Below are 26,473 nucleotides of genomic sequence, written 5' to 3'. Positions count from 1 at the left end.
TCGGCGCTCACCGCGCGGTCGTGCCGCCGATGATGCCGCAGGATCGGTCCGCTTGCCGGACCGATCCTCGCGCTCAGTAGCCCGCGCACCCGCCCGCGGCGACCTCCGCCTGCGAGCATCCCGGGCCGACGGAGCCGCGGCCCAGGTAGAGCCGCGCGCCCCCCGCGACCGCCTCGAGCACCCCGATCCGGATCGCCGACACCTCGTACCGCCCCGCCGGCAGCGAGGCGAGATCCGCGGGCTCCGCATGCCCGGTCACCGGGTCGTTCTGCGCGTTCGCCGTCACCGCCACGACGCCGGTCAGGTAGAGCTGGGTGTAGACGTTCGACACCACGGCGAGGATCGGGTTGGTGAGCGCGACCGTCGCAGTGGGGAGCGCGCGCAGGGTCGACAGCACGGCGTTGACCGTATTCGCGACGATCCCCGCGAGGCCCCCGATGACGGTGCTGAGCAGGAGCGCGAGCACCGGGCTGAGGATTCCCGAGATGAGCCCCGACACCACGGGCCCCAGGCCGGGCAGCAGCACGGTCTGAGCCGAGGTCGTGAGTGCGGTCAATGTCCCGCTCGTCGTCGCAGCGATGTGCCCGATGTCGACCCACAGCCCGAGTGCCTGCACCTGCAGATTGATCCGCACGCTGACGTTGAGCTGCACCGCATCGATCGCCGCGGTGAGCGCTGCGTTGACCTGCCCGATCCAGCTGCTCAGCGTGGCGGCGAGTGCGGAGTTGAGTGCGGTCAGCACGTTCGGGTCCGCGAGGAGGTTGGTGTTCGGTGGCAGCCCGTTCAGGCCGGCTCCGTACGACCCGGGATACGCGGCCTGGAGAAGCGCCGCGGTATCGATCCGGATCACGCCGGCCGCGGGATCGATCGTGAGGACTCCGCCCGGGTCGCCGAACGGGTTCTGGAGCAGCGCGCGGACCGAGCTCAGGTTGATGGTGGCGGAGACGACGCTCGATTGCACACTGCCGAGCCGCAGGAGGGAGGATCCATTCGGACCCGCGAGGATCCCGTTCAGCAGTGTGGTCAGTCCGCTCGTGATCCCGGAGGCGACGCTCGTGTTCCCGACGAGGCCGTTGACGGTGTTCTCGAGTGTGGTGACCTGTGCTGCGACGCCGGTGATCAAGCCACCCACCGTCGGCGAGCTGATCTCGGTGCGGAGCGAGGAGGCGAGGTATTCGCGGGTGACTCCGTCAGCGGCGTTGCTCGCCCACGCCGAGGCGCAGCCGTTCATGGCGGCGCGCCCCGTGACGGCCCCGACCGTGAGCGAGACGTCACTCACGTTGCCGAGCAGTGCCGCGGTGCCGGGGCTGATGGAGCCCACGAGTTGCGACAGACTCAGGGTGGCGAGCTCCGGATACCCGGTCGTCGGGGCGAGGCCGATGCCGCCGGTCTGGGTGACGTACCCTGCCGCTCCCGCCGCGTTGCCCCCGGTCTGCGCTTGGCCGAACTGGCCGAGCACCCCCGTACTTGAGTTGAGCGGCAGCTTGAGGATGCCGTTGCCAAGGTTCGCGTTCACGGCGCTCAGCGCGGTGACGTTGAGCGGGTCGGCCCACGCCTCGGTGGCGGGTGCTGCGGCCGGCGTGGCGCCACTCGGCGTGTGGAGGGCGCGGGCGCCGTTGTTCGTGACGCGTACTCCGGACGCCGCGGCGAGCGAGTCGAGGTCGATCCCGAGCAGCGAACCGCTGAGTGCCCGGCCTTCGCCACGGCTCGCGAATGACCCGACCGGGGCACTGCAGCTCACGGTCCCGGCGCGGGCCCGATCCCACTCTCGGTCGTTCCACGCCGCCTCGCTCGTCACACTCGTCTGCGCCACGAGTGCGATGGACACGAGGACCGCGGCGGCCCCGACGCTCATGCCGCGCCTCCAGCGCCGACCGATCATGTCCGCTCCCGCGCCCGCTCTGGCGCCCGTAGCGCGCGCACGCAGATCGCCGTCCCGATGAGCCCGGCCGCGAGGAGCACCAGCGGCACAGCGTCACCGCCGGTCATGGCGAGGTGCGGCGTGACGGGCGGGGCAGGGGAGACGCCCGGCGAGTCTCCGGCGGCGTGCACCCCGAGTCCGACGTGCGTCACCTTTCCATCGACCGCCTCTGCGGACGCCGTGGGCGGCAGCGAGAGCGTGACGAGGAGCTCTCGCGGTTCGCCCCGCACGATCCCACGGAGGTCGATGAGGCGATCGTCGGCCATCACGCTCGCGAGCGGGGTCTCGGCGATGATCGTCTCGCCGCCCCCGGGGCAGACGGGCGTCGAGCCCTGCTGCGTGAATCCGGCTGGGCAGCCGCGCATGCTGAACGATGGATCGCCGGCCGCGACCAGTTCGCCGCTCACACTCACTTCGAGCTGCAGGGTCCCCTCGGGGGCGGTGTGCAGCACCGCCGCGATGAGCCAGTGCGTGCTCTCACCGGGGGAGAGCGTTGTCCACATCGGGGTGGAGGAGGCCGTGTTGAGCGTGAGTAGCCCGGGGCGGCCGGTCTCCGCGACCTCCTCCCACACGGCGGCGGCCCGGGTGACCGTGCCGACCGCACCCGCGACGACCGCACCCGCGCAGAGCACCGCGCAGATCTTCGTCCAGGCGTCTGCGCGGGCCGGCATCAGCGATGCTCCAGTGCCGCGTGCCTGCCGGTGCCGGGGGTCGCGATGCGCGGATCCGGCGCATCCTGCCGATCCGGCGCGCCGTGCACGGGCTCGAGATCGGTGCCGTGATCGGATGCAGGCTCGACGGACCGCGGCCAGAACGCCCAGGTGGCGAGCGCCCCCGCGACGATCGTCATCGCTCCCATCCCGATCGGAGATTGCAGCATCATCAGCGCGTTCCCAAGGCCCGGGATCGCGAGCACGACGCGCTTCGCGTCGGTGACGACGTAGGGCAGGAGGTCTGCATTGGCATTGTCGTCGCCTCGCATCACGAGCTCGCGCGCCCCCTCGGGCAACGGCGCATCCGAGGTGGCGTTCGCGGCGGTGCGCACCTCGGTGACCCGGTGCGTCACGGGAAGCGGCTCGCCGGCGCGCTGCACGGTCACGACGTCTCCCGCCTGGATCTCCGCAGCGGCGACGGGCATCGTCACGGCCACCGATCCCTGCGGCATCGTCGGGGCCATGGACCCCGTGCGGAAGGTGATCAGCGTCGCCCCCGAGATCGTGGCGAATGCGAACCAGGCGGCGAGGGTGACCGCGGCCACGATGATGCACACCGTGACCGCGGACCCCAGCGCCTTGATCAACACGGCACTCCGCGACTCAGTTGCGAACTACGGGGCGACGGAGGTGGAGTCGAACTTCCACGCCGGTGCGACCGTGCGTCCCTGAAGCGTATCCGGGCTCCCGGCCGGCAGTTCGAGCACGAAGCAGTAGTGCTGCGTGGATCCCCCGCCGGCGTCGAGGCTCTGCGTGCCCGTGGCGGCGGTCGCGGTGGCGAGCGGCTGGTTCGTGACGATCTGGGTCCAACCCGTGGCGGTGAACCCGGCCGGGGTGCAGGCGCTCGGTGCCGCGGTGCCGGTCGCGGTGTACACGTCGGCCAGCACCGCGCCCCAGAGCAGATCGCCGGGGTCGACGGTGGCGGGTGTCGTCGTCGTGACCTTCTCCGCCGCCGAGAGCTGCACCGTCGCGGCGAGCGAGTCGTCGTCCGACCGGAGCGCGACGGGAGCGAAGATCTGATCGCCGGGCGTGAGCGAGAGCGCTCCCAGGGAGAACTGCAGAGGGTCGCCCGGCTTCGTCTCACGATTCACCCAGTTCGCGGGTGCATCCACGTACGCGTTGGTCGTGTTCTGCAGCACCTCGAAGGTGTCGGTGCCGACGCCGGGCGCGTTGCCCGCTGCGCCGCCCCAGACCCACTCCGAGTCGTTCCACGAAGCGAGCGTGTAGGTGGCGCCGAGCCCCACGACCAGGGCGCCGGCGGCGATCGCCGCGATCTTCCGAGTATTTCGTTGACGTGAAGGTGATGACATCGTTGACTCCCCCTGCATAAGGGTGAAGAGCCGATTTTTGCGCGCAGAATTCCCCACTGGCCTGCAGTCACTCCCCACCGAGTACTGCCGCTCTGATCAGCGAAAACACCCTCGGAGCGCCATTGGACTGAGGGTAACATTGGAACCAGCACAAGGCAATACATGCCATCCCACAGGTATCCGTTCGTGACGTGCGGAACCCGACGAGGCCCGTGATCCGGATCGGATCACGGGCCTCGTCGGGATGTGCGGCGCTACGGCAGCAGGCGCGTCGGACCGCGGAAGAGGTAGGTCACCTCGCGGATGCTCGACTGCTGCAGCATGAGCATCAGCACGCGGTTCAGGCCCATGCCGAAGCCGCCGTGGGGCGGCACGCCGTAGCGGAAGAAGTCGAGGTAGAACCCGAGCTCCTCGGGGTCCATCCCCTTGTCGCGCGCCTGCGCCTCGAGCACGTCGATGCGGTGCTCGCGCTGGGCGCCGGTCGAGATCTCGGTGCCGTTGAAGATGAGGTCGTAGCTCTTCGTGAGCTCCGCGTCGTCCTCGTGGCGCATGTGGTAGAACGGCCGGATCGAGGAGGCGTAGTCGGTGAGGAAGACGAACTCGTGCCCGTACTTCTCCTTGACGTACGCCGCGATCTGGCGCTCGCCCTCCGGGTCCATGTCGGCGTCGGTGCGGGGCACCTCGTAGCCGCGCTCCTTCACGATCTCCTTGGCCTCGGCCAGGGGGATGCGGGGGAACGGGCGCTCGGGCACCTGGACCTCGACGCCGAAGAGCTGCTGGATCGCGTCGCCGTGCTTCTCCTTGACCGCGGACAGCCCCGCGACGATGAGCTCCTCGTGCAACTCCATGACGTCCTCGTGGGAATCGATCCAGCTGATCTCGGTGTCAATCGAGGTGAACTCGGTCGCGTGGCGCGAGGTGAAGGAGTGGTCTGCCCGGAAGGCGGGGCCGACCTCGAAGATGCCGCCGAAGCCGGCGGCCTGCGCCATCTGCTTGAAGAACTGGGGGCTCTGCGCCAGGAACGCCTTGCCCTCGAAGTACTCGACTTCGAAGAGCTCGGCGCGCGACTCGGACGCGCTCGCCATCAGCTTCGGGGTCTGGATCTCGATGAAGTCGCGCTCGATCCACACCTGACGCAGCGCGTTCAGGAAGGTGGTCTGCACCCGGAACACGAGGTTCTGCTCGGGGCGACGGAGATCGAGGAAGCGCCAGTCGAGGCGCACGTCGAGACCGGAGTCGGCCGCGACGGGGTTGTCGGGCAGCGACGCTGCGACCACATCGATCGTGTCGATCTGGATCTCCACACCGCCGAGCTTCACGCGCTCGTTGTGCTGGAGCTCGCCGGTCACCGTGACGAACGTGCCCTGCGTGAGCTCGGCGATCGTCGTGGTGCGGGCGAGCAGGATGTCGGATCGCGGGTTCTCGGGATCCGCCTCGCGCAGCACCCCTCCGTTCACGAGCTGCACCGCGCCGGACTCATCGCGAAGCACGACGAACTGCACGTAGCGCTGGTCGCGCACCTTCTCGACCCAGCCGGAAACTCGTACGGGGCCGTCTTCGCGGGCGGCCAGATCCTTGATCAACACACGTTCAGTCACCCGCACAGTCTAGTCGCACCGTCTCGCCGCGCCGTGCGAGTCGCATCCCAGTGTCCTGGGCGGTCCGCGCGCACCTCGGTAACACGGAGACACCGCATTGTGATCCCGACCCGCACGTTCCTACGCTGGAGCACATGACGACATCGCGTCCGCTCCGCCACCTCGGCTTCATCCACCTCGTGCCCTTCTCCCGCGAGGACCCCGCCCAGGGGCTCGCCGACGCCATCGAGCTCTTCCGGTACGCCGAAGCACTCGGGCTCGACAGCGGATGGGTGCGGACCCGGCACCTCCAGTACGGACTGTCGTCACCCGCGACCTTCTTCTCGGCGGTGTCGCAGCACACCGAGCGCATCGGGCTCGGCAGCGCGGTGATCCCGGTCGGCTTCGAGAATCCATTCCGGCTGGCCGAAGACCTCGCCACCGCCGACGTGCTCTCGGGCGGGCGGGTGCTCCCGGGGCTCAGTGTGCACGGGCCCGGGTACGCCGACGACGTCAACGACCTCGTGCACGATGCGGGATGGCGCGAGGAGGACTACGGCTACGGGCGGATCGAACGGCTGCGGGCGCTCCTCGCCGGTGAGACGGTGCGCGAGATCCCGGAGTACAACGGGATCGGCGGCGACTTCGACTCGGAGCGCGTGGAGCCGCACAGTCCCGGGCTCTCGGATCGGCTCTGGTACGGCGGCGGGTCCCTCCGGTCGGCGGAGTGGGCCGGTCAGGCGGGGTTCAACTGGCTGGTGAGCAACATCAGCTCGGCCGAGAACGGGCTCACCGAGTTCTCCGCGGTGCAGCGCGCGCAGATCGATGCCTTCCGGGCCGCTCATCCCGCGAGGGACGCGGCGCGCGCCAGTGTGGCCCGAGTGATCGTGCCGACCGACGGCGCGACGCCGGAGCAGGTGCGGAAGTACCGGGCGTACGCCGAGGCGCGAACGCCGCGCACCCGGCAGGTGCACGGGAAGAACACGATCATCGCGCTCGACGTGCTGGGGTCGCTCGACGAGATCGTCGAGTTCATCACGCACGACATCGCCTTCCGGGCCGCAGATGACTACCTCTTCGAGCTGCCGTTCGAGTTCGAGCTCGCCGACTGGAAGCAGATCCTGCACCAGCTCGCGACCCGCATCGGTCCCGCGCTCGGCTGGCAGCCCGCGTCCGGGCGGGCATGAGGGGGCGCCCCAACTCCCAGAGTCGGCCCCGACGTCGCCCGTAGACTAGACGCGTGACCGATAAACTCCTGCATCTGGTGCGCCACGGCGAGGTCCACAACCCGGACCGCGTGCTGTACGGTCGGCTTCCCGGGTTCCGTCTCTCCGAGCGCGGCCACCGTATGGCCGAAGCTGCGGCACTCGAGCTCGCCGGCAGCGACCGCATCGTCGCGAGGCTCCTCGCGTCGCCCCTCGAGCGCGCCCAGCAGTCGGCGCGGCCCATCGCGAGCGCCCTCGGTCTCGAGATCGGCACCGAGGAACGGATTATCGAGCCCACGAACGCCTTCGAGGGCATGGTGAACTCCGGCCCCGACGCCGCGTTCTCGAAGCCGCGCAACTGGTACCGCTTCTGGAACCCGTTCCGGCCGAGCTGGGGAGAGCCGTACCGGCAGATCGCCGACCGCGTGCGGGAGGCGATGGATGACGCCTGGGATTCGACCCGCGATGGCGACATCGTGATGGTGGCGCACCAGTCCCCGATCTGGATCGCGCACCTCGACGTCACGGGCAGCCGACTCTTCCACAATCCGGCGAAGCGCCGCTGCGAGCTCTCGAGCATCACCAGCTTCGAGCGCCGCGGTGAGCGCTGGTTCGAGGTGGACTACCGGACGCCTGCGCACGACCTGCTCGACAACGCGGTGGATGTGGGTGCCGTATGAAGCGCCGGACCCTCGCGGCGCTCGCCGCACCGCTCATCGCCGCGCTCGCCCTGACTGGCTGCAGCGGCGGAGGCGAGGACCTCGCGAAGCAGTGGCAGGAATCGAGCGACAAGGGGTACGTCTCGGGAGATGGATCCTCGCTGAGCATCGCACCCGCCGACCGCACCGAGCCGGTCGAGTTCTCGGGCGAGACCGACTTCGGCACGACCTTCGGCTCCGACGACACCCTCGGCAGCGTGACGGTCGTCAACTTCTGGTACGCAGGCTGCGCGCCGTGCCGCGCCGAGGCCGGCGATCTCATGGAGGCCTACGACGAGTTCTCGCCCGAGGGGGTGCAGTTCGTCGGCGTCAACACCCGCGATCAGGTCGCGCAGGCGGAGCAGTTCGCCGAGCAGTTCGGCGTGGAGTACCCCTCGATCATGGACAACGCGAACGGCCGCGCCACGCAGCGCGCCTTCGCCGGGCAGGTGCCGCTGAACGCCGTGCCGACGACCCTCGTGCTCGACACGGAGGGGCGCGTGGCGCACCGGGTGCTGGGGCAGCTCGCCGACGCCTCGCAGTTGCGCACGCTCATCGAGGAGACCCTCGCCGAGAGCGACGCGTAGCCGAGCGTGAACCTGCAGGAGATCGTTGCGGACGGGCAGCTGCTCGTCGCTTCGCTGATCGCACTCGCGGCAGGGCTCGTCTCCTTCCTCTCCCCGTGCGTGCTGCCGCTGGTGCCGGGCTACCTCGCCTACGTCGGTGCGAACGCGGAGTCCTCCGACGGTGCGGGGGCGGGGAAGCCCGCCCGTCGCCGCCTCGTGCTCGGCTCGCTGCTCTTCGTGGCCGGGTTCACGGCCGTGCTCGTCGCGCTGATGGCCGCCGCGGGCACGATCGGCATCTGGCTCATCGAGTGGGAGTGGATCATTACCCGCGTCATGGGCGTCGTCGTGATCCTGATGGGCATCGTGTTCATCGGGTTCTTCGGCCGGATGCAGATGACCAAGAAGCTTCGCGTCAAGCCGCGCGTCGGGCTGCTCGGCGCGCCGCTCTTGGGTGTCGTCTTCGCGATCGGGTGGACCCCGTGCCTCGGCCCCACGCTCGCAACGATCATGTCGCTGAGCCTGCAGCAGGGCTCGGTGTCGCGTTCGATCGTCCTCGCCCTGGCGTATAGCCTGGGGCTCGGGATCCCCTTCGTGCTGGCCGCCATCGGCTTCGGCTGGATGACCAGGACGATGACATTCTTCAAGCGGCATATACGCGTCGTGAACCTGATCGGCGGCGGGCTGCTGATCCTCATCGGTCTCCTCATGGTGACCGGACTCTGGAGCCAGATGATGTTCGGATTGCAGGCGGTGATCGGCGGCTATGTCACGCCCATCTGATTTTGATGACGGCAGCGGCGGTGGCGGCCGCGTCGAGGCGCCGGAGCTCGGGTTCCGCGGGTGGCTGCGCTGGTTCTGGCGGCAGCTCACCAGCATGCGAGTCGCGCTGATCCTCCTTCTGCTGCTCGCGGTGGCCGCGATCCCAGGCTCCCTCGTGCCGCAGCGCGGCGCGGATCCCAATGGCGTCGTGCAGTACGAGCAGGATCACCCCGAGCTCTTCCCGATCCTCGACGCCTTCCCGATCCAGGCGTTCGACGTCTACGGCTCGGTCTGGTTCTCCGCGATCTATCTCCTCCTCTTCATCTCGCTCATCGGCTGCGTCCTGCCGCGCCTCGTGCACCACTGGCGGGCGTGGCGCGGGCAGCCGCCGAAGACGCCGGCGCGACTGCAGCGCATGGCCGGCTACGCCGAGGTGAAGGTCTCGAACCCCGACGCGAGCGATGCGGAGCGGACGGCCTTCGCGGAGCAGGCGATCGCCGAGGCGGCCGCCATCCTGAAGAAGCAGCGCTATCGGGTCCAGGTGCAGCGCGCGGAGCGGCGCGGAGTGCCCGAGGTGTCGGTGTCGGCCGAGCGCGGCTACCTGCGCGAGACGGGCAACCTCATCTTCCACGCCGCGCTCGTCGGGGTGCTGGTGAGTGTCGGGCTGGGCGGCGTGCTCACCTTCAACGGCCAGAAGGTGCTGATCGAGGGGGAGACCCTGGTGAACCAGCTCATCGACTACGACACCGTGAACTCGGGGCGCTCCTTCGACACGAGCAGCCTCGAGCCGTTCGGGCTGCGCATGAACTCGCTCGAGGTCACCTACATGACCCCCGACGACGGCAACGTCTCGGCGATCGGGCAGGTGCGGGACTACACCGCGAACATGACCCTGCTCGAGACCGACGGCTCGGAGTCGGAGGAGGTCATCCGGGTGAATCACCCGCTGCGCGTGCACGGCTCCCCGGTGTATCTCATCGCGAACGGCTACGCCCCGACGCTAACGGTCCGGAACGCCGAGGGCACGATCGTGTACAGCGAGTCGATGCCCTTCATCCCGCAGGACACGAACATGACCTCGCTCGGCGTCGTCAAGGTGCCGCACGGCCTCGAGACCGACGCCGGTGAGGAGACGCAGCTCGGGCTCCGCGGCTTCTTCTACCCGACGAAGGCCGACCTCGACACCGGCGCGTACACGTCGAACTACCCGGACCTCGAGAACCCCGTGCTGACGCTCGACGTGTTCGTCGGGGATCTCGGGATCGATGACGGGGTGCCGCAGTCGGTCTACGCGCTCGACACCACGAACATGGAGCAGCTCACGGGGCGGGCGGTCGACGTCGACTCCCTCGAGCTGACGCCGGGGGACGAGGTCGAGCTGCCCGACGGGATGGGGACCATCAGCTTCGACGCCGTACCCCGCTACGCCTCCTTCGACGTCATGCGGAATCCGGCGCAGGAGTGGGTGCTCATCTTCGCGCTCGTGTCGCTCGGCGGGCTGATGTGGTCGCTGTTCGTGCCGCGTCGCCGCATGTGGGTCAAGGCCGTGCCCGATACGGACGGGGTGGTGCTGCAGTATGCCGCGCTCGCGCGCGGCGACGATCCCGTGCTGGAGCGCGCGGTCGCGGAACTGCGCGACCGCCACCGCGACCGCCTCTAACCCCCCTCCCTGGTGTGAGCGATTTCCGGGGCTGGCGCGTGATTCTTGCCCAGAAATCGCTCACACCTGCGGGGGCGCGCGGGGAGGTGAGGGCCGCGCGCGGCGGGCGGGCCGCGAGGAGTTCCGGGCTCCAGCTTGCGTGCGGAGCGACGGGCTAGCATAGAGGGGTGACCCGCCCAGACACCGCGACCAAACACGCCACCGACGTTTCGGCCATGTTCGACGAGGTATCGCCTCGCTACGACCTGATCAACGACGTGCTGACCGTGGGCAACGACCGACTGTGGCGCATCGCCACGACCAAGGCGGTGGCGCCGCGCAAGGGCATGCGGATCCTGGATCTCGCGGCCGGCACCGGGACGTCGTCGGCCGCACTTGCGGCGCACGGCGCCGAGGTGGTCGCTGCGGATTTCTCCGAGGGCATGCTCGCGGAGGGCCGGAAGCGCTACGCCGATCATCCGCTGATCGAGTTCGTGTGGGCGGATGCGATGGAGCTGCCGTTCGAGGACGACAGCTTCGACGCCGCGACGATCTCCTACGGACTCCGCAACATCAGCGATCCGAAGCGAGCGATCGCCGAGATGCGCCGCGTCGTGAAGCCCGGCGGGCGCGTGGTCATCGCGGAGTTCTCGACGCCCCCGTCCCCGATCATCCGAGCGCCCTACGGCTTCTACGGCCGCCACGTGCTGCCCCGGATCGCGGGCGCGATCAACCGGGATGCCGCCGAGGCGTACAAGTACCTCAACGAGTCCATCGAGGCGTGGCCGGCGCAGGAGGAGCTCGCGTCGTGGCTGCGCGAGGCCGGGCTCGAACGTGTGGCGTACCGGAATCTGACCTTCGGCGTCGTCGCCCTGCATCGCGGGTTCGTGCCGCGCGAGCGCCCCGCTGCGCCGAGGAAGCCTGCGGCCGCAGAGTCGACTCCCGCGAAGGATTCTGCCGCGGATGCACAGCCTGCCGCGGCTGCTGCGAAGAAGCCCGCTGCGAAGAAGCCCGCCGCGAAGAAGCCCGCTGCGAAGAAGCCCGCCGCTGCTGCGAAGAAACCCGCGACCGCGACCAAGGCCGCGAGCACGGCCTCGAAGCCCGCCGCAGCGAAGAAGCCTGCTGCCGCGACGACATCTGCTGCCGCGACGAAGTCCGCGAGCACCGCAGCCAAGCCTGCCGCGAAGAAGCCTGCCGCCGCGAAGAAACCCGCAGCCACGACGTCTGCGGCTGCCAAGTCTGCCGCACCCAAGCCCGCGGCACCCCAGCCCGCGGCACCCAAGCCCGCCGCCCCCAAGCCGGCCGCGAAGAAGCCCGCCGCCGCGAAAGCCGAGGATTCGAAGTGAGTCGTCCCATCGCTGAAGACACCGCGACGCAGGCGCTCCCCATGCGCCTGTTCCGCGGTGCGCAGGATCGTCGGCACGCGAAGGCGCTGCAGGATCAGCTCGAGCTCATCGAGGCCGGTCTGCTCGAGAACCTCGGCTTCGCCTCCGCCGTCGCCGACGCACCCGCGCGCTACCTGCTCGACGCGGGCGGCAAGCGGATCCGGCCCATGCTCACGCTCCTCGCGAGCGAGCTCGGCGAGGGTCCCAACGACCTCGTGCGGCAGGCCGCCCAGGCGGTCGAGATCACGCACCTCGCCTCGCTGTACCACGATGACGTCATGGACGACGCGAAGCTCCGACGCGGTGTGCCCGCAGCGCAGACCGTGTGGTCGAACTCCATCGCGATCCTCGCGGGCGACCTCCTCTTCGCGCGCGCCTCGACGCTCGTCTCCGGCATGGGAGAAGAGGCGATCCTGCTGCAGGCCCGCACATTCGAGCGGCTCTGCCTCGGGCAGCTGCACGAGACGGTCGGCCCGCAGCCCGGCGACGAACCCATCGCCCACTACCTCCAGGTGCTCGCGGACAAGACGGGCGCGCTCATCGCCTGCGCCGCGCGCATGGGCGTGATGTTCGGGCGCGGCCCGATCGAGTTCGCCGACCCGGTCATGGAGTACGGCGAGCGGATCGGCGTCGCCTTCCAGCTCATCGACGACGTGATCGACCTCTCGCCCAAGAAGGAGCAGACGGGCAAGCGCGCCGGCACGGATCTCCGCGCGGGCGTCGCCACCCTGCCGCTCCTCCTGCTGCGCGAGCGCGCGGCCGCGGGCAACACCGACGACGCCGCGCTGCTCGAGAGCATCGACCTCGGGGTACGGGCGATCGCCGACGGCGCGGATCCCGCGCTGCTCGATCCCGAGGTGGAAGCCCTGCGCGCCCACGACGTTACGCGCGAGACCGAGGCCACGGCCCGGCGCTGGGCGGAAGACGCGGTGCGCTCGCTCGACGTGCTGCCGAAGTCGTCGGTGAAGCGCGCGCTCGAGCGGATGGCCGAGTCCATCGTCAGCCGCGAGGGCTAGCGCTCCGAAGACTTCGCGCCGCCGGCGCACCGACGACACACCCGATGACACACCCCACGGAGAATACCGCTCGGGGGACGGAAGGAATCGAAGAGCAATGAGCAAGATGCGACTGGCGATCGTGGGCGCCGGCCCGGCCGGGATCTACGCGGCGGACCTGCTGCTGAAGGCAGAGCGTGACTTCGAGGTCGAGATCGACCTCTTCGAGCAGCTGCCCGCGCCGTACGGACTCGTACGCTACGGAGTCTCGCCGGATCACCCCCGCATCAAGGGCATCATCAACGCGCTCCGCGATGTGCTCGATAGTGGCGACATCCGGTACTTCGGCAATGTGCGCTACGGCCAGGACCTCACGCTCGAAGACCTCAAGGCGCACTACCACGCCGTGATCTTCTCCACGGGCGCGATCCGCGACGCCGACCTCACCATCCCCGGGATCGAGGCCGAGGGATCCTACGGCGCCGCAGACTTCGTGAGCTGGTTCGACGGCCATCCGGACGTGCCGCGCACCTGGCCGCTCGAGGCCGCCGAGGTGGGCGTGATCGGCAACGGCAACGTCGCCCTCGATATCTCGCGCATGCTCATCAAGCACGCCGATGACCTGCTGCCCACCGAGATCCCGGACAACGTGTACCGCGGACTCAAGGAGAACCCGATCCAAGACCTGCACCTCTTCGGCCGACGCGGCCCGAAGTACGTGAAGTTCACGCCGCTCGAGCTCCGCGAGCTCGGCGAGGTGCGCGACGTCGACATGGTGATCGACGAGCGCGATTTCGATCTCGATGACGCCTACGCCGACGAGACACTCGCGAAGAACAAGCAGGTGCTGGTGATGACGCGCGTCATGGACAAGTGGCGTCAGGAGCAGCGCGAGCGCGAGGAGGCGGGCACGCACGCGTCGCGGCGGCTCCACATGCACTTCTGGTCGAAGCCGGTCGAGGTGGTCGTGGAAGACGGCCGTGTCGCCGGGCTGAAGATCGAGCGCACCGCCCCTGACGGTCAGGGCGGAGTCGTTGACACCGGGGAGTTCGAAGTCATCCCGATGCAGGCGCTCTACCGCGCGATCGGATACTTCGGTTCGCCGCTCGACGAGATCCCCTTCGACGAGACCAAGGGTGTGATCCCGAACGTGCAGGGTCGCGTGCAGGATCTCGAGGGGCAGCAGATCCCGGGCGTCTACGCGACGGGGTGGATCAAGCGCGGACCAATCGGCCTCATCGGGCACACGAAGTCCGACGCGATGGAGACGCTCGAGTGCCTGCTCGAGGATCGCGACGCGCTCTGGGAGCCGGAGTCCACGGACGTCGACGCGATTCCGGCGCTGCTGCGCGAGCGGGAGGTGCCCTACACGACGATCGACGGCTGGCGGCGACTCGACGAGCACGAGCTGGGGCTGGGTGAAGCCGAGGGGCGCACGCGCATCAAGGTCGTGTCGCGCGAGGACATGACCCACATCTCCCGCGGCGAGTAATCCCGAGAACGGATCCCGCCGTCCTCACCCCCACCGGGAGGCGAGGGCGTGCAGCACCTCGGTGGTGCCGCCCTCGATCCGCACGGTCGCGCGTGCGTCGACGGCCGTCGGTCCGCGGTTGATGATCGCGATCGGGATCCCGCGCCGCTCCGCACGGTGCACGAGGCGCACCCCGGTGTTCACGGCCAGCGAGGTGCCGGCGAGCAGCAGCGCCCCGGCGCCGTTCAGCAGCGATTCCGCGGCGGCGAAGACCGGCGGCGGCACGACCTCGCCGAAGTAGACCACGTCGGGTCGGAGGATCCCTCCGCAGACGGGGCAGGGCGGCACGAGCACGTCGCCGACCCCACCCACGACCGCGTCGCCGTCGGGTGCGATCTCCGCACCTGCGTGCGCCTCGGCGAAGCCGGGGTTGAGCGCGTCGAAGCTCGCGAGTACCTCGTCCCGGCTCGTACGGTGGCCGCAGACCGTGCAGCGGACGACCGCGCCGCTGCCGTGCAACTCGACCACGGTGCGGGATCCCGCCCGGCGGTGCAGCCCGTCGACGTTCTGCGTGATCACCCCGTCGATGCGCCCCGCGGCCTCGAGGTGCGCGATCGCGAGGTGCCCCGCGTTCGGCTGCACCCCGCCCATCCGTGCGGAGCCGACCCGGGCGCCCGCCCAGAACCGGCGGCGGTACTGCGGGTCCTCCATGAACTGGTCGATGCGCATGGGGGTGCGCGGGGGCGATCCGGCGCCGCGGTAGTCGGGGATCCCGGAGTCGGTGCTGATCCCGGCGCCGGTGAGGACCGCCACGGGCGCGTCCTCGAACAGCGGTGCGAGGGCGTCGACCGCCGCGCGGGTGTCGGGGGCGTCAGGGGTGTGTGGTGTGTCGGGCGTGCTTGGCGCATCGGGCGGTGTCACGGGGTGCTCCGATCCTGGGCGTCGGCGGGACCGGTGGTGGTGTCGCGGTCGTACCGCGCGTGGCTCGCAGGTGCACCCATGTCACAGACAGGGTATCGCCGACGTCGCGGGCGAAGCTGGGGTCGCGGTTCCGTTGTGCTCCTCGCGCGCTCTTCTTGTTCCATCGAGTGAACGCGTCCGCACCGTGTGCGTGCTCGGGAGGTGCAGTCGCGTTCACTCGAGGGGTGTGGTGAGTCGGGGTGGCGTGGTGGATCACGGGCGGGGTGGGGGCGCCCACACTGATGCGCCGAGACATGCCGCGGAGTCTCATGTCAGGTGTGTTTCATCTCGATGAAAATCCTGCTCTCCTCTTGCGCTCCCGAAACTTTCAACCAATACTGGTTGAGGAATGAAGGTCTGACCAATATTCCTTAACGCATTTGGTTCAAAGGAGTGCCGATGATTGCCAGCGACTTTTCGCGAAAGATTGCATCGCTCGATATCCCAGAGGTTGTTGTCCCGTTCGCCCCCGAGGAGTACGCGCAACGCATCGGCCGACTTCGGAGCGAGATGGACGTTGCGGGGATCGATCTGCTGCTGCTCACCGCCCCCGATGCCATGTGCTGGGTGAGTGGCTACGAGCTGCGCTGGTACAAGGCGCATGGCGCGTCGGCATGGCGTCCTCTCGCAATGATCGCGATCCACCGTCAGTCCTCGACGCCGGTGCTTTTCGATGGTGCCGAGCACGCGGAAGTCATCCGCCGGACAACCACTCCCAACACCGACGTGCGGCTTCTCCCGCGCGATGCCCGGGGAGAAACGCTCTCGTTCATTCTCGACTCGCTGGCCGGCGTCCTGCGGCCCGGCGCGGTCGTGGGCATGGAATGGGACTCTCACGTGCCAAGCCCTGCGGTGTTTCTCGAGGTCGACGCTGCTCTTCGCGCCCGCGGTGCGCATACCCGAGACGCGACGAGCATGATCCGAGGCGTTCGCCGTCAGAAGTCACCGGCTGAGCTCGAGTGCATTGAAACTGCGGCGCGCATTTGCGACGACGGGATCACGCACCTCGCCTCTGTGCTCCGTCCCGGCATGACCGAACTGCAGGTGTGGGCTGAGTTGGAGCGCGGATTGATCAACGCAGGAGGAGAACCCGCTGCGATTCACGAGTGGGCGCAACGGATCGAGCGGCACGCCTCACGGCACTCCATTTCCTCCCGCAGGGAGTTGGGTGAGGGTGACCACGTCGCAGTCGACCCGTGTGGAGTCTTCCATCGCTACCACGCCAATCGCACCGCCGTCCTGAGCCTCGGCGAGCCTGCAGATGAGTTCGTCGAGCGAATGGAGTTGCTCGCTGGCGCATTCCCGGTCCTCCGGAGATCAGCCCATGCGGGCGCCCGTGTGAGCGACGTCGCGGCCCAGCTCCGCGAGTACTACGCCGGTGTCGGTCTGTGGGCCGAACGCGGCGAGACCTGGGTGGGTGGCTACGAACTCGGCCTCAGTTTTCCGCCCGACTGGGTGGGCGAGTGGACCTTCACGGTGGCGGAGGAAGACTCCGAGGACATCTTCCTCGAACGCTCAGTGACGAACTTCGAGAGTCACTTCACCCTCGCGCTCTATGACACCGTCGTGTACGAGCGCGAGGGAGCCCGCACTCTCTCTTCCCTGCCCTACGAAATCATCGCCGTTTGACCATGCAGTACTTCACGCTCAGGAGATCAATGATGAACCAACGCAGCACCGCCCCACGGACCGCCATTCTCGTCGGTATCGCCGTCTCGACCTTGCTCATCTCAGGCTGTGCGGGCACAGCTCCGGAGCAATCGAATGACGGCGAATCGAATTCGCTGGTCATCGCTACATGGGGTGGAGCCTTCACCGAAGCCACGCAGGACAATCTCGTCGCCGCGTTCACGGAAGAAACGGGTATCGACGTACAGATCGTCGATGCCCCGGGGACGCAGGCTGCTCAAATGCAGCAGATGGTGGATGCCGGCGACGTCCAATGGGATGTCCTCGACAGCCTGAGCGCGGCGGACGCCTACTTCATGGCGGACGCTGGGTTGCTCGAGCCCCTTCCCGAGGATCTCTCGACTCGGATCGCAGCCGAGGTCGAGCCGGAACGTGTCACAGACTTTGGTTTCACGTTCGCAAACCTCGGCTATGTGATCGCCTGCAACATGGATACCGTCGACGCGTGCCCCGAAACGGTCGCTGACTTCTTCGACGCGGAGGCGTACCCCGGCAAGCGCATGTACCCCGGAGAATCCTACGGACCGTCATCGGCCGTCCTGCTCGAAGCGACCGGCGACGCGCCTGCCGACGCTGATATTGCGAGAATCGCGGATCCGCTCGCCGCGATCAAGGATGATGTCACTGTCTGGTGGACCTCGGGAGATCAGCAGGACCAAGCGTTCAGACAGGGTGAGGCCGACATCGCCATCGCCCGGAGCGGGCGCGTATACACGCTCATCGACGAGGGTATGAACATGCAGGTGAACTGGGCCGGCGTGTACGATCCTGGCTTCACCTCGATCGCGGTTGACGCTCCGAACCGCGCGAATGCTGAGCGTTATCTGGAGTGGCTCGCCGCAAACACCGAAGCGCAGGCGGGGTTCGCGGAGCAATTGCAGTACTCGGTGCCGAATCCCGGAGCGATTGACCTGCTCGACGAAACCGTCGCCTCACGACTGGCGGACTACCCGGAGAACTTCGAACAGCTCGGAACGCAGGACTTCGAGTGGTATCTCGAGCACAAGTCCGAGGTTGACGCCGCAATCCGGTCGGTTGTTCAGGGCTAACCATGGCGACCGCCCAAACCCTGCCGATCGACCTCAGCGGAACAGGCGCGAGACGGGGGTGGCAGCCCCGTCTCGGCCCATTCGCCGGGTTCCTACTGGCTGCACCGATGATCGCGATCATCTTGTGCTTCGTGTGCTATCCGCTTGTCCGACTGTTCATCGATGCCGTGAGCGGGGACGCGGGCTGGTCCAGACTCAGCCTCGTGTTCAGCGACCCGATCAGTCGCCGTGCGTTGATCACGACGGTCATCTGCAGCCTCATCGTGGCCTGCATTACGATCCTCTTGGCCACGATCATTGCGTGGACGCTCCACGCAACCCCGCGTCGCTGGCTGCGCACCTTGCTCTGGGTCACGGTCCTCGTCCCGTTTGCGATGGGCACGATCATCAAGAACTACGCGATTCTCCTGCTCCTCGTCGCAAACGGTCCGTTCAATGCGGCACTGCAGGCTCTCGGTTTCATTGACGAGCCCGTCCAACTTCTCTACACACCATTCGCCGTGGTCTACGGCATCAGCTATTCCTTGCTGCCGTACGCGGTGTTCACCCTGTATTCGGTCTTCTCAACGGTCGATCTGAATCTCCTCTCGTCATCATCGGTGCTGGGCGCTTCGCGATGGCGGAGTCTCGCTGGGGTCGTTCTTCCGCAAGTGCGCGGGGGTATCGCCGTGAGTTTCGCGCTCGTATTCGTCCTCTCCATTGGCTTCTACGTCGCTCCACTCGTGCTCGGGGGTTTGCAGACCCCCTTCATGGCGGTCCAGATCAACCAGCAGATTTTCGCAATGTATGACTACCCGGGAGCCTCGGCGAGCGCATTCGTCTTGCTCCTCATCGCGGTCGTCGCGTTGGCTGCAGCCCTGCTCGCCGGAGGCAAGTCCGCATTCGAGGGGGTGATGACCCGATGAGCGGTGCGCTGCGGCGCAACGAACGGGTGCTCCGTGTCGCGAGCGGTTTCGTCATCGGCTTCACGATCGTGCTCGTCATCGCGCCCGCATTGCTGACCATTCTGCTGTCCTTCTCTGACGATGCTGCGATCGGATTTCCGCCGAAATCCTGGGGCGTGCAGAACTATGTCGACCTCTTCTCCAGCACCAAATGGCTCGACCCCTTGATGCTCTCCTTGCAGCTCTCAGTGGGCGGAGCAGTGATCGCATTGGTCCTGGGGGTGCCCACACTGCTTGCTCTCCACCGATCTCGAGTACCGTTCCGTGGCGCCATCGAAGGCTGGAGCCTCGTCAGTATGATCCTCCCGGGCGCGGTGTATGCGGTGGCCATGTACGGTGTTTTCCAGCAGTTCGGACTGAACGGAACTCACGTCGGGCTGATGCTCATGTACGGCATACTTGCGGTTCCCATGGTCGTGATCCTCGGCAGCGCGGCATTGCGGCAGATTTCGCAAGAGCTCGAACTCGTGGCCTACACACTCGGCGCTCGGCGTTTTCGCGCACTGTTCGGTGTGACGTTGCGCTTGGTGCTTCCCGCCATGCTCGCCTCCGCGCTCATGGCATTCATCACGGGCTTCGAGGAAGCAGTCTTTATCAACTTCCTCGGTGGGCCCGGTCTGAAGACGCTGCCGAAAGCCATCTCAGATTCTGTGATGTACGGCAGTGATCCGACCATCACCGCGATCTCGGCAATCCTAGTCGTCGCAACCAGCATCGCGATCGCCCTACCCATGGCGCTCTCACGTGAGGAGAAACGAACATGACGCAAAATATCCCTACCCGCGCCTCTGACGGAGCATCGCATCCGGCGCTGGTCTTCGACCGGGTCACCAAGTCATATGGAGAGGTCGACGCCGTCGCCGATGTCGACCTGGAGGTGGAAGCCGGAGAGCTCATCTGCTTACTCGGATCGAGCGGGTCGGGTAAGACGACGCTCCTGCGTCTCGTCGCCGGCTTCGAACAGCCCACGCGAGGACGCATCAGGATCGATGGCTCGGACGTGTCGAGGTTGTCTCCTGCCGACCGGGGACTCGGCATGGTGTTCCAGAACTACGCGTTGTTCCCGCACCTCACGACCCAGAAGAACATCGAATACGGGCTCAAGATGCGAGGATGGGATCGCGCTGCTCGCGCAGATCGGGCGCGGGAGATGCTCGAGCGCATGCGACTGGGCGGTTTTGGGGGGCGTCTGCCGAGCGAACTCTCCGGCGGTCAGCAGCAGCGCGTCGCCATCGCCCGGGCGCTCGCCTACGAGCCGAAGATTCTGCTGATGGACGAGCCGATGGGTGCGCTCGACAAAGCACTCAAGCAAGACCTGCTCCAGGAGGTCCGGCGAGTGCACCGCGAGTTCGGCACGACCATGCTCTACGTCACTCACGATCGTGAGGAGGCGCTGACGCTCGCCGATCGAGTCGCTGTGATGCGGAACTCCCAATTAATTGCTTGCGATACCGTGCGCGACCTCTATGAACGTCCACGTTCCGGATACCTCGCCGGTTTCTTCTCGGGGGCCAATCTGTTCACTGGTGAGAGCCGACTGGGATTCGCCTTGGGCGCCGAGAGAACGGAAGGCGGCACGGTGGCTTGCGTGCGGCCCGGGGATCTCCGCATCGGCATACCCGACCTCGATGCAATGGACTCAGGGACCGTTGTCGATGCCCTGTATCTCGGTGAGTCGATGCAGTTGTCCGTTGCGGTCCCCTTGCGAGACGGTAGCGCGGAAACCGTGAAGGTCCATCTGCCGACCCCCGCGGCGGCAGGCATCGGCATCGGGGACACCGTGTCGATCGGCGTCGATCGCCGCGATGCCATGCTGCTGCCGTCCGGCGACAGCTAACCAGAGGAAGGAAAACATGAGTACACGCATCACGCAGGTCAATGTCTGGCACGCGACCGGCGAGGTTTCCCGAGGGGCGACGATCATCATTCGCGACGGAGTTTTCGTGCTTGGGGGAGCAGAGCCGGACGAGGCTTTTGAGCATGACATCGACGGTGATGGCCGTTGGCTGATCCCGGGGCTCATCGACTCCCATATGCACATCTGGGGAGTCCGGTCGTCCAACCCGGCAAACTGGGTCGTCGATCCGCTGGGGATTCGCCCGTTCCGAGCCGTTGCAGATCTCGAGAAGGTCCTGCGAGCGGGATTTACGACCGTGCGTGAAGCAGGAGGCGTGATGGGCCCCTCCATACGAGATGCGATCGAGGAGGGAGCGATCCTCGGTCCTCGTGTGGTCCCGGCCTATCTGGGGCTCTCGAGTACCGGAGGGCATGGAGACTGCCATAGCCTCCCGATTGAGTGGGTGCGGGATCGTCCATATATGGCCACCGTGTGTGATGGGACCACCGAGATTCGCAAAGCTGTGCGCACCGTGTTGCGAGAGGGCGGAGAGTGGGTGAAGGTGTGGGCTAGCGGAGCCATCGCCCTGTCCGACAACGATGCCCCCGATCAATTACATTTTTCGGTCGACGAGTTGCGGGTGCTCTGCGAGGAGGCGCATGCGCTCGGCCTGAGGGTCGGTGCGCACGTTGAGTTCCCGAGCGCGATCGAGGCGTGCCTTGAGGCGGGGATCGACGTCATTGAGCACGGTTTCATCCTCGATGAGACAACGATCAGCAGCATCCTCGAGCACGACGTGCCGATCGTCACGACGATGGCGCTGCTGCGTCGGTATCTGCGTTGGGTCGGTCCCGAGATCACGGAGGCGCAGCGGGAGATGGCGCGCGAGCTGTTGCCACGCATCATGGACAGCGCCCGACGTGCGCATGAGGCCGGGGTGATGCTCGCGATGGGGTCCGACAGCTTTGCTGAGCCCCTCACGCCCTTCGGAGCCAATGCGGAAGAGATGCTCGCGCTCTCCGAAGCGGGAATCCCCGTTGAGGATTGCCTCCGCGCAGCAACGATCAATGGCGCCAAAGTGATGGGGCGCGAGCAGCAGCTCGGTTCGATCGAGGAGGGAAAGCTGGGCGACTGCGTCCTGCTCGGTCGGATCTCTCCGCTGGATGATCTCATGCAGGTGGCTGATCCCGAGAACATTGCACTGGTCATCAAGGGTGGCGTGCCCGTGGCGGGGCACTCGATGGCCTAGCCTTACCAGCAGTACGGAGTGTGTCTCAAGCATCCACTCCAGCGCGCTGGGAGTGAAGGAGAGACCGATGGACTGGGCACGGGCATTGAGCGCCGACTACTTTTCCGTGCCCGACCGTCTGGCGCTCGACCTCGAGCGCTTGATCCTCGATGGTGCGATCGTCAGCGGCGAAAAACTGCCACCCGAGCGAGAGCTCGCGCAGCAACTCGGGGTCTCGCGCGCTTCGGTGCGCGAGGCCCTGCACGTGCTTGCGGAGAAAGGGTTGGTGTCTCGGAAGCAGGGACGCGGCACAACCGTGATCGCTCCGGGTGAGTCGCAATCTCCTGAGGGCGACGCGCTCATGGGCGCGATGCGGAGCATTGAAGGTCGGGAAGCGACGAACGAACGAATCATGGAACTGAGGGAGATCCTCGAACCCCCAATCGCGGGCATCGCAGCTGCGCGCGCGAGCAAGCGCGACGTCGAGCAATTGCGTCGACTCGCGAGTGAGATGGAGCGTACCGATGACGTCGAAGCGTACGCGGCTCTCGACCGGAAGTTCCACCAGGCTATCGCCCAGTACTCGCATAACCCATTGCTCGCGCTCCTCAACGAACAGATCGCGCTGCTCATCGAGCCGATCCGCGATGTGTCGCTCTTCACGGTCGAACGGCAACGAACGTCATCGATCGCCCACCGGCGCATCTTCGAAGCCATCGCGGCCCAGGACAGCGCCGCTGCCGAGCGTGAGGCACGTGACCATGTTTCAGCGGTGCGGGATGAGATTATCGGGGGTGCCGCCTCACTTCCCCCGGGCGGGGAACGCCGATCCGCGCGGTCGCGACGCGAGTAGAATCGAGACCATGACCAGCGCACGCGAACAGCTCATCGACCTGATCAAGGAAGAGGCCGTGTTCCACGGCGACTTCACCCTCACCAGCGGGAAGAAGGCGAGCTACTACATCGACATGCGCAAGCTCAGCCTCGATCACCGCGCGGCTCCTCTCATCGGTCAGGTCATGCTCGACCTCATCGACGACATCGACGGGGTCGTCGCGGTCGGTGGGCTCACCATGGGCGCGGATCCGATCGCGTCGGCGATCCTGCACCAGGGTGTCGCGCGAGGCCTCACCTACGATGCGTTCGTGGTGCGCAAGGAACCGAAGGACCACGGTCGCGGTCGTCAGGTCGAGGGTCCGGATCTGAACGGGAAGCGCGTGATCGTCGTCGAGGATACCTCGACCACGGGCGGATCGCCGCTGCAGGCGATCGAGGCGCTCAAGAAGGTTGGCGCGGAGATCGCGGGCGTCGCGGTGGTCGTGGATCGCCAGGCGCCGGCGAAGGCCCGAATTGAGGGCGAGGGGTACGAGTACCGCTTCGCGATCGGGCTCGAAGATCTCGGGCTCAGCCCGCAGTAGCAAGTACGTCTTTCTCCACACAGCGCCCCCTGCGTATCCACGCAGGGGGCGCTGTGTGCTGTCGCGAGGTTGTTCCCAAGTTGTAACGCGGCGCGCTTGCAGTCGCCGATGCCCTCCCTTATGCTGATGAACTGATGGCCAGTTGGTTAGTCCAAGAGTCCGCGGCACAATCGCGGCGCACCGAAGCGAAGGAGACACCGTCGATGGCGACGACATCCCGTACCCTCATCACCGCGGATGAGTACCGCGACCGGATCGCAAGCCTTCGCGCAGTCCTTGCCGATCGCGGCTTCCATGCAGCGCTGGTCTGGGGGCGCGGCGGCGGCACGGCCGATCGCGGCGCAGACGTGCGATACCTGACGGGCTTCTACCCGGTGTTTCCGACCATCCGCGATGTCTCGGGACTCTGGAGCGATCGGGGTCTTTCCGCCCTGCTCGTCAGCAGTGATGAGGTCCTGCTCTTCTCCGACGACTCGGATGCATCGGAGTCGACTTCGGGGGTCACTGGTTTCATCTCGAGGAGCGGGGTGAGTGACCGCACACTGGTGGGAGATGTCATCGCCGCGCTCCGTGACCGTCCGCAGCTGACCGATGTTGCGATCCTCTCCGGAGACGCGATGTCGGGTCAACAGGCACGGCGACTCCTCGCAGACGCTCACGCGGCGCAGCTTTCCCTGACCTGGGATGAAGAACTGATCGAAGAGCTTCGGCTGCGGAAGTCGCCCGATGAGGTCGCCCTGATGCGGCAGGCAGCGCGCGTCGCCGAGGCCGCACTTGAAGCGGGGTTCGCGGCCACGGCTCCCGGCGTCGCCGAATCCGAGGTTGTTGCAGCAATGGTCCACGAGGTGGCCGCGCACGAGGCCGCCTTCGCAAACGCGTTCGTCTACACCACGCCACTCGACGGCACGGCCGCGGACAACCGCCAGCCCACTCATGGCAGCCGTGCACTCGAGGCCGGGGACCTGTTCACCATCGACATCACTGGGACCTACGGCGGATACTTCTTCGACCTCGCGCGGAGTTGGGTCGTCGGAGGTTCCCCGACTGCTGCGCAGAACCGCGCCTACGATGTGGCGCGGCGGAGCGTCGATGAGATCGTCTCCGACATGCGCCCGGGTGTTCGGCTCGGAGAGGCCTCAGCTCGGGGGTCCGCGGTGCTGCGCGACGCGGGCATCGATCCGGATTCGGGCGAGTTCCCTGCGCGGGGTCACGGGCTCGGTCTCGCGTTCGAAGCCCCGTGGGTGCGCGATGACAGCGACCTGGTACTCGAACCGGGAATGGTGATCTCGATTGAACAATTCGTCTCGCTCGACGGGGCGAGCGCAACCTTCGAACGCAATATCCTCATCGGGTCCTCGGGCCCGGAAGACCTCGTGGCGGTCCGGGACTTCTGGGCCGCATCGACTGAACTGGAGGCACACTGATGGCTCTCTCACGACCCTCGACCCTGATGATGCTCGGGGCGATCACGGTTGCGGCACTCGCCCTGACCGGGTGCTCGGGCTCATCCGACGAGCCCGCAACCTCGGCGATCACCGATGTTCCACGCGAGCAGACGACGACGCCTGCTGGCACCGGTCCGATCGACCTGGTGACGTGGAACCTGTACTCGGGGGAGCCCGCTTCACTGGATTGGATCTACGCGTACGCCGACTCTGAGAACACCGCGTTGGCGAATATGTGCGAGGGCCTCATGCGCCAGAACGAGGACATGTCGCTGTCGCCTGCACTGGCCGCCGACGTCCAGCATCCCGACGACGTGACCACGGTCTTCACCCTGCGGGACGGAGTGACGTTCTGGGACGGCAGCCCGCTCACGGCTGAGGATGTGGTCTACAGCCTGAGCCGGCACCTCGATCCCGCCGCCGGGTCGTACTGGTCGACTCCGTTCTACGATCGCGTCAGCTCGATTGAGGCGACGGGGCCAAGTGAGGTCACGGTGCGATTCTCGCAGCCCGACTCGCTGTTCGAACGTATGCTGGCGACCGCAGCCGGCGTGATCGGGAAGCAGAGCTTCGTCGAGTCCGCGGGCGAGGCCTACGGCACTTCAAGCGGTGGCATCATGTGCACCGGACCGTTTGCGTTCGACTCCTGGAATTCGGGATCAAAGATCAGCATGGTCGCCAATCCGAACTATTGGGACGAGGAGATGCGACCGATGGTCGAGAAGCTCGATCTGACGTTCGTGACCGACGAATCCACCGTGGCCAACAGCCTCCTTTCGGGGGATATCGACGGCACATTCATGCCGCCGCTCGCCGCGACCGAGCAGCTCGCGTCGAGCGCAGAGGGTTCGTTCGTACTCGGACTCGGGACCGATTGGATGGCAATCCGGCCCACTGAGAAAGCCGGCCCATTGGAACAACTCGAACTGCGACAGGCACTCAGCCTGATCCTTGATCGCGAGGCCGTGGCGCAAGCGGTGTACCGAGGGACTGCGACCCCAGCGGTCACTCCGATCCAGCCTGGCGCCTGGGGATACTCGCGCGAGCTGTGGCAAACAGCCTATGACGAGCTGCCCGCACCGGTCTTCGATGTCGAGCAGGCGGCCGAGTTGGTGCAGAACGCCGGACTCGACGGCACTGAGCTCACGATCGCCATTCCTGCAGACAGTGAAGCCGAGCAGAAGATCGGGGAGATCTTGTCGGCCGGAGGCGAGCAGATCGGCGTCTCGATCACGATCGAGTCGATTCCGCAGACATCGTTCACGGAGCTCTACTTCGATGAACAGGCACGTGCTCCCTACGACGCCTTCATCGTGCAGGAGTACGGTGCGGGGGTGGCGGATCCTGTGGTGAGCATGAGCGAGTTCACTCCGTTGAGCGCCTACAACTACGGCAACAACGATGATCCGGTTCTCACCCAGAGCGTTGACGACGCGCTGAGCGCGATGGATGACGATGCGCGCGCTGAACTGCTCATCACCGGCCAGCAGAGCATGGTCGACAATCTGCCGTTGATCCCCGTCGTCAATCTCGAGCAGCGCGTGTACCAGAACTCCCGCATCACGGGAGCCACGGCATCGCTCGCCCGCCTCTACTACCCCTGGGCCGCGCGAATCGGCGCGGGCGAGTAGCTCCGTTCTGATGTGACTCGGTGCGGTGGCCGG

General features: G+C 67.0%; 24 protein-coding genes. 18 read left to right on the top strand and 6 right to left on the bottom strand.

Annotation, left to right across the window (positions count from 1 at the left end):
* Window positions 1–73 precede the first annotated feature (73 nt).
* The 5 genes from MUN76_RS07775 to aspS form a co-directional block, all read right to left on the bottom strand.
* Complete coding sequence (locus MUN76_RS07775; protein WP_244683751.1) at window positions 74–1,855, bottom strand: choice-of-anchor G family protein; 1,782 nt, start codon at window positions 1,853–1,855, stop codon at window positions 74–76.
* A 23-nt stretch (window positions 1,856–1,878) separates the two neighbouring features.
* Complete coding sequence (locus tag MUN76_RS07770) at window positions 1,879–2,592, bottom strand: hypothetical protein (protein ID WP_244683750.1); 714 nt, start codon at window positions 2,590–2,592, stop codon at window positions 1,879–1,881.
* Window positions 2,592–3,224: a signal peptidase I gene (locus MUN76_RS07765; protein ID WP_244683748.1), complete on the bottom strand. Its 633-nt coding sequence runs from the start codon at window positions 3,222–3,224 to the stop codon at window positions 2,592–2,594. The genes MUN76_RS07770 and MUN76_RS07765 overlap by 1 nt, the downstream gene beginning before the upstream one ends.
* A 24-nt stretch (window positions 3,225–3,248) precedes the next feature.
* Window positions 3,249–3,944 (bottom strand): SipW-dependent-type signal peptide-containing protein, encoded by a 696-nt coding sequence (locus MUN76_RS07760; protein WP_244683746.1) that lies wholly within the window; start codon window positions 3,942–3,944, stop codon window positions 3,249–3,251.
* 254 nt (window positions 3,945–4,198) lie between these two features.
* A complete protein-coding gene (aspS, locus tag MUN76_RS07755) occupies window positions 4,199–5,542 on the bottom strand; it encodes an aspartate--tRNA(Asn) ligase (RefSeq protein WP_244683744.1) in 1,344 nt (447 codons plus the stop codon).
* Between the two features lie 134 nt (window positions 5,543–5,676).
* On the opposite strand from aspS, the gene MUN76_RS07750 reads away from it, so the two are divergent.
* The 8 genes from MUN76_RS07750 (at window position 5,677) to MUN76_RS07715 (ending at window position 14,260) form a co-directional block, all read left to right on the top strand.
* Window positions 5,677–6,708, top strand: coding sequence for an LLM class flavin-dependent oxidoreductase (locus tag MUN76_RS07750; protein WP_244683742.1), 1,032 nt, complete (start codon window positions 5,677–5,679; stop codon window positions 6,706–6,708).
* Window positions 6,709–6,761: 53 nt separating this feature from the next.
* On the top strand, window positions 6,762–7,406 hold the full coding sequence (locus MUN76_RS07745) for a histidine phosphatase family protein (protein ID WP_244683741.1): 645 nt from the start codon (window positions 6,762–6,764) through the stop codon (window positions 7,404–7,406).
* Window positions 7,403–8,011 carry a TlpA family protein disulfide reductase gene (locus tag MUN76_RS07740; protein ID WP_244683740.1) on the top strand — a complete coding sequence of 203 codons (609 nt, stop codon included), beginning with the start codon at window positions 7,403–7,405 and terminating at the stop codon, window positions 8,009–8,011. Before MUN76_RS07745 ends, MUN76_RS07740 begins: the two co-directional genes overlap by 4 nt.
* A 6-nt stretch (window positions 8,012–8,017) precedes the next feature.
* On the top strand, window positions 8,018–8,770 hold the full coding sequence (locus tag MUN76_RS07735) for a cytochrome c biogenesis CcdA family protein (RefSeq protein ID WP_244683739.1): 753 nt from the start codon (window positions 8,018–8,020) through the stop codon (window positions 8,768–8,770).
* Window positions 8,754–10,409: a cytochrome c biogenesis protein ResB gene (resB, locus tag MUN76_RS07730; protein WP_244683738.1), complete on the top strand. Its 1,656-nt coding sequence runs from the start codon at window positions 8,754–8,756 to the stop codon at window positions 10,407–10,409. The genes MUN76_RS07735 and resB overlap by 17 nt, the downstream gene beginning before the upstream one ends.
* Window positions 10,410–10,576: 167 nt before the next feature.
* Complete coding sequence (locus MUN76_RS07725) at window positions 10,577–11,734, top strand: class I SAM-dependent methyltransferase (RefSeq protein WP_244683737.1); 1,158 nt, start codon at window positions 10,577–10,579, stop codon at window positions 11,732–11,734.
* Window positions 11,735–11,775: 41 nt separating this feature from the next.
* Complete coding sequence (locus MUN76_RS07720; protein ID WP_244688709.1) at window positions 11,776–12,789, top strand: polyprenyl synthetase family protein; 1,014 nt, start codon at window positions 11,776–11,778, stop codon at window positions 12,787–12,789.
* Window positions 12,790–12,886: 97 nt separating this feature from the next.
* Window positions 12,887–14,260, top strand: a complete 1,374-nt coding sequence (locus MUN76_RS07715) for an FAD-dependent oxidoreductase (protein WP_244683736.1) — start codon at window positions 12,887–12,889, stop codon at window positions 14,258–14,260.
* A 24-nt stretch (window positions 14,261–14,284) separates the two neighbouring features.
* On the opposite strand, the gene MUN76_RS07710 is transcribed toward MUN76_RS07715, so the two are convergent.
* Window positions 14,285–15,160 (bottom strand): Sir2 family NAD-dependent protein deacetylase, encoded by an 876-nt coding sequence (locus MUN76_RS07710; RefSeq protein ID WP_244683735.1) that lies wholly within the window; start codon window positions 15,158–15,160, stop codon window positions 14,285–14,287.
* Between the two features lie 438 nt (window positions 15,161–15,598).
* Here MUN76_RS07710 and MUN76_RS07705 point away from each other — a divergent pair, with 438 nt between their 5' ends.
* From MUN76_RS07705 to MUN76_RS07660, 10 genes are all read left to right on the top strand, one after another.
* On the top strand, window positions 15,599–16,828 hold the full coding sequence (locus tag MUN76_RS07705; RefSeq protein WP_244683734.1) for a M24 family metallopeptidase: 1,230 nt from the start codon (window positions 15,599–15,601) through the stop codon (window positions 16,826–16,828).
* A gap of 29 nt (window positions 16,829–16,857) precedes the next feature.
* The gene (locus MUN76_RS07700) at window positions 16,858–17,937 is read left to right on the top strand and encodes an extracellular solute-binding protein (protein WP_244683733.1); all 1,080 of its coding nucleotides are present in this window, start codon (window positions 16,858–16,860) and stop codon (window positions 17,935–17,937) included.
* 107 nt (window positions 17,938–18,044) lie between these two features.
* Window positions 18,045–18,842 (top strand): ABC transporter permease, encoded by a 798-nt coding sequence (locus MUN76_RS07695; protein WP_244683732.1) that lies wholly within the window; start codon window positions 18,045–18,047, stop codon window positions 18,840–18,842.
* Window positions 18,839–19,645 carry an ABC transporter permease gene (locus MUN76_RS07690; protein ID WP_244683731.1) on the top strand — a complete coding sequence of 269 codons (807 nt, stop codon included), beginning with the start codon at window positions 18,839–18,841 and terminating at the stop codon, window positions 19,643–19,645. Before MUN76_RS07695 ends, MUN76_RS07690 begins: the two co-directional genes overlap by 4 nt.
* Window positions 19,642–20,718, top strand: coding sequence for an ABC transporter ATP-binding protein (locus MUN76_RS07685; RefSeq protein WP_244688581.1), 1,077 nt, complete (start codon window positions 19,642–19,644; stop codon window positions 20,716–20,718). Before MUN76_RS07690 ends, MUN76_RS07685 begins: the two co-directional genes overlap by 4 nt.
* A 16-nt stretch (window positions 20,719–20,734) precedes the next feature.
* A complete protein-coding gene (locus tag MUN76_RS07680) occupies window positions 20,735–21,967 on the top strand; it encodes a metal-dependent hydrolase family protein (protein WP_244688579.1) in 1,233 nt (410 codons plus the stop codon).
* A gap of 85 nt (window positions 21,968–22,052) precedes the next feature.
* Complete coding sequence (locus tag MUN76_RS07675; protein ID WP_244688577.1) at window positions 22,053–22,799, top strand: FadR/GntR family transcriptional regulator; 747 nt, start codon at window positions 22,053–22,055, stop codon at window positions 22,797–22,799.
* 10 nt (window positions 22,800–22,809) lie between these two features.
* The gene (gene pyrE / locus MUN76_RS07670) at window positions 22,810–23,364 is read left to right on the top strand and encodes an orotate phosphoribosyltransferase (protein WP_244688576.1); all 555 of its coding nucleotides are present in this window, start codon (window positions 22,810–22,812) and stop codon (window positions 23,362–23,364) included.
* A 203-nt stretch (window positions 23,365–23,567) separates the two neighbouring features.
* Window positions 23,568–24,788 carry a M24 family metallopeptidase gene (locus MUN76_RS07665; RefSeq protein WP_244688574.1) on the top strand — a complete coding sequence of 407 codons (1,221 nt, stop codon included), beginning with the start codon at window positions 23,568–23,570 and terminating at the stop codon, window positions 24,786–24,788.
* Entirely contained in the window at window positions 24,788–26,440 is a 1,653-nt protein-coding gene (locus MUN76_RS07660; RefSeq protein ID WP_244688572.1) for an ABC transporter substrate-binding protein, read from the top strand. The genes MUN76_RS07665 and MUN76_RS07660 overlap by 1 nt, the downstream gene beginning before the upstream one ends.
* The last annotated feature ends 33 nt before the right edge of the window (window positions 26,441–26,473 follow it).

Origin of the sequence: Leucobacter rhizosphaerae (assembly GCF_022919175.1) — a bacterium.
GTDB classification, from domain to species: domain Bacteria; phylum Actinomycetota; class Actinomycetes; order Actinomycetales; family Microbacteriaceae; genus Leucobacter; species Leucobacter rhizosphaerae.
Note: the sequence above shows the minus strand (reverse complement) of the source record. Positions and strands in the feature narration are given on the sequence as shown.

Coding starts and splice junctions, on each gene's coding strand:
- MUN76_RS07775 (WP_244683751.1), bottom strand. CDS start 1,855: ATGAGCGTCGGGGCCGCCGCGGTCCTCGTGTCCATCGCACTCGTGGCG.
- MUN76_RS07770 (WP_244683750.1), bottom strand. CDS start 2,592: ATGCCGGCCCGCGCAGACGCCTGGACGAAGATCTGCGCGGTGCTCTGC.
- MUN76_RS07760 (WP_244683746.1), bottom strand. CDS start 3,944: ATGTCATCACCTTCACGTCAACGAAATACTCGGAAGATCGCGGCGATC.
- MUN76_RS07750 (WP_244683742.1), top strand. CDS start 5,677: ATGACGACATCGCGTCCGCTCCGCCACCTCGGCTTCATCCACCTCGTG.
- MUN76_RS07740 (WP_244683740.1), top strand. CDS start 7,403: ATGAAGCGCCGGACCCTCGCGGCGCTCGCCGCACCGCTCATCGCCGCG.
- resB (WP_244683738.1), top strand. CDS start 8,754: ATGTCACGCCCATCTGATTTTGATGACGGCAGCGGCGGTGGCGGCCGC.
- MUN76_RS07720 (WP_244688709.1), top strand. CDS start 11,776: ATGCGCCTGTTCCGCGGTGCGCAGGATCGTCGGCACGCGAAGGCGCTG.
- MUN76_RS07715 (WP_244683736.1), top strand. CDS start 12,887: ATGAGCAAGATGCGACTGGCGATCGTGGGCGCCGGCCCGGCCGGGATC.
- MUN76_RS07705 (WP_244683734.1), top strand. CDS start 15,599: ATGATTGCCAGCGACTTTTCGCGAAAGATTGCATCGCTCGATATCCCA.
- MUN76_RS07700 (WP_244683733.1), top strand. CDS start 16,858: ATGATGAACCAACGCAGCACCGCCCCACGGACCGCCATTCTCGTCGGT.
- MUN76_RS07695 (WP_244683732.1), top strand. CDS start 18,045: ATGATCGCGATCATCTTGTGCTTCGTGTGCTATCCGCTTGTCCGACTG.
- MUN76_RS07690 (WP_244683731.1), top strand. CDS start 18,839: ATGAGCGGTGCGCTGCGGCGCAACGAACGGGTGCTCCGTGTCGCGAGC.
- MUN76_RS07685 (WP_244688581.1), top strand. CDS start 19,642: ATGACGCAAAATATCCCTACCCGCGCCTCTGACGGAGCATCGCATCCG.
- MUN76_RS07680 (WP_244688579.1), top strand. CDS start 20,735: ATGAGTACACGCATCACGCAGGTCAATGTCTGGCACGCGACCGGCGAG.
- pyrE (WP_244688576.1), top strand. CDS start 22,810: ATGACCAGCGCACGCGAACAGCTCATCGACCTGATCAAGGAAGAGGCC.
- MUN76_RS07665 (WP_244688574.1), top strand. CDS start 23,568: ATGGCGACGACATCCCGTACCCTCATCACCGCGGATGAGTACCGCGAC.
- MUN76_RS07660 (WP_244688572.1), top strand. CDS start 24,788: ATGGCTCTCTCACGACCCTCGACCCTGATGATGCTCGGGGCGATCACG.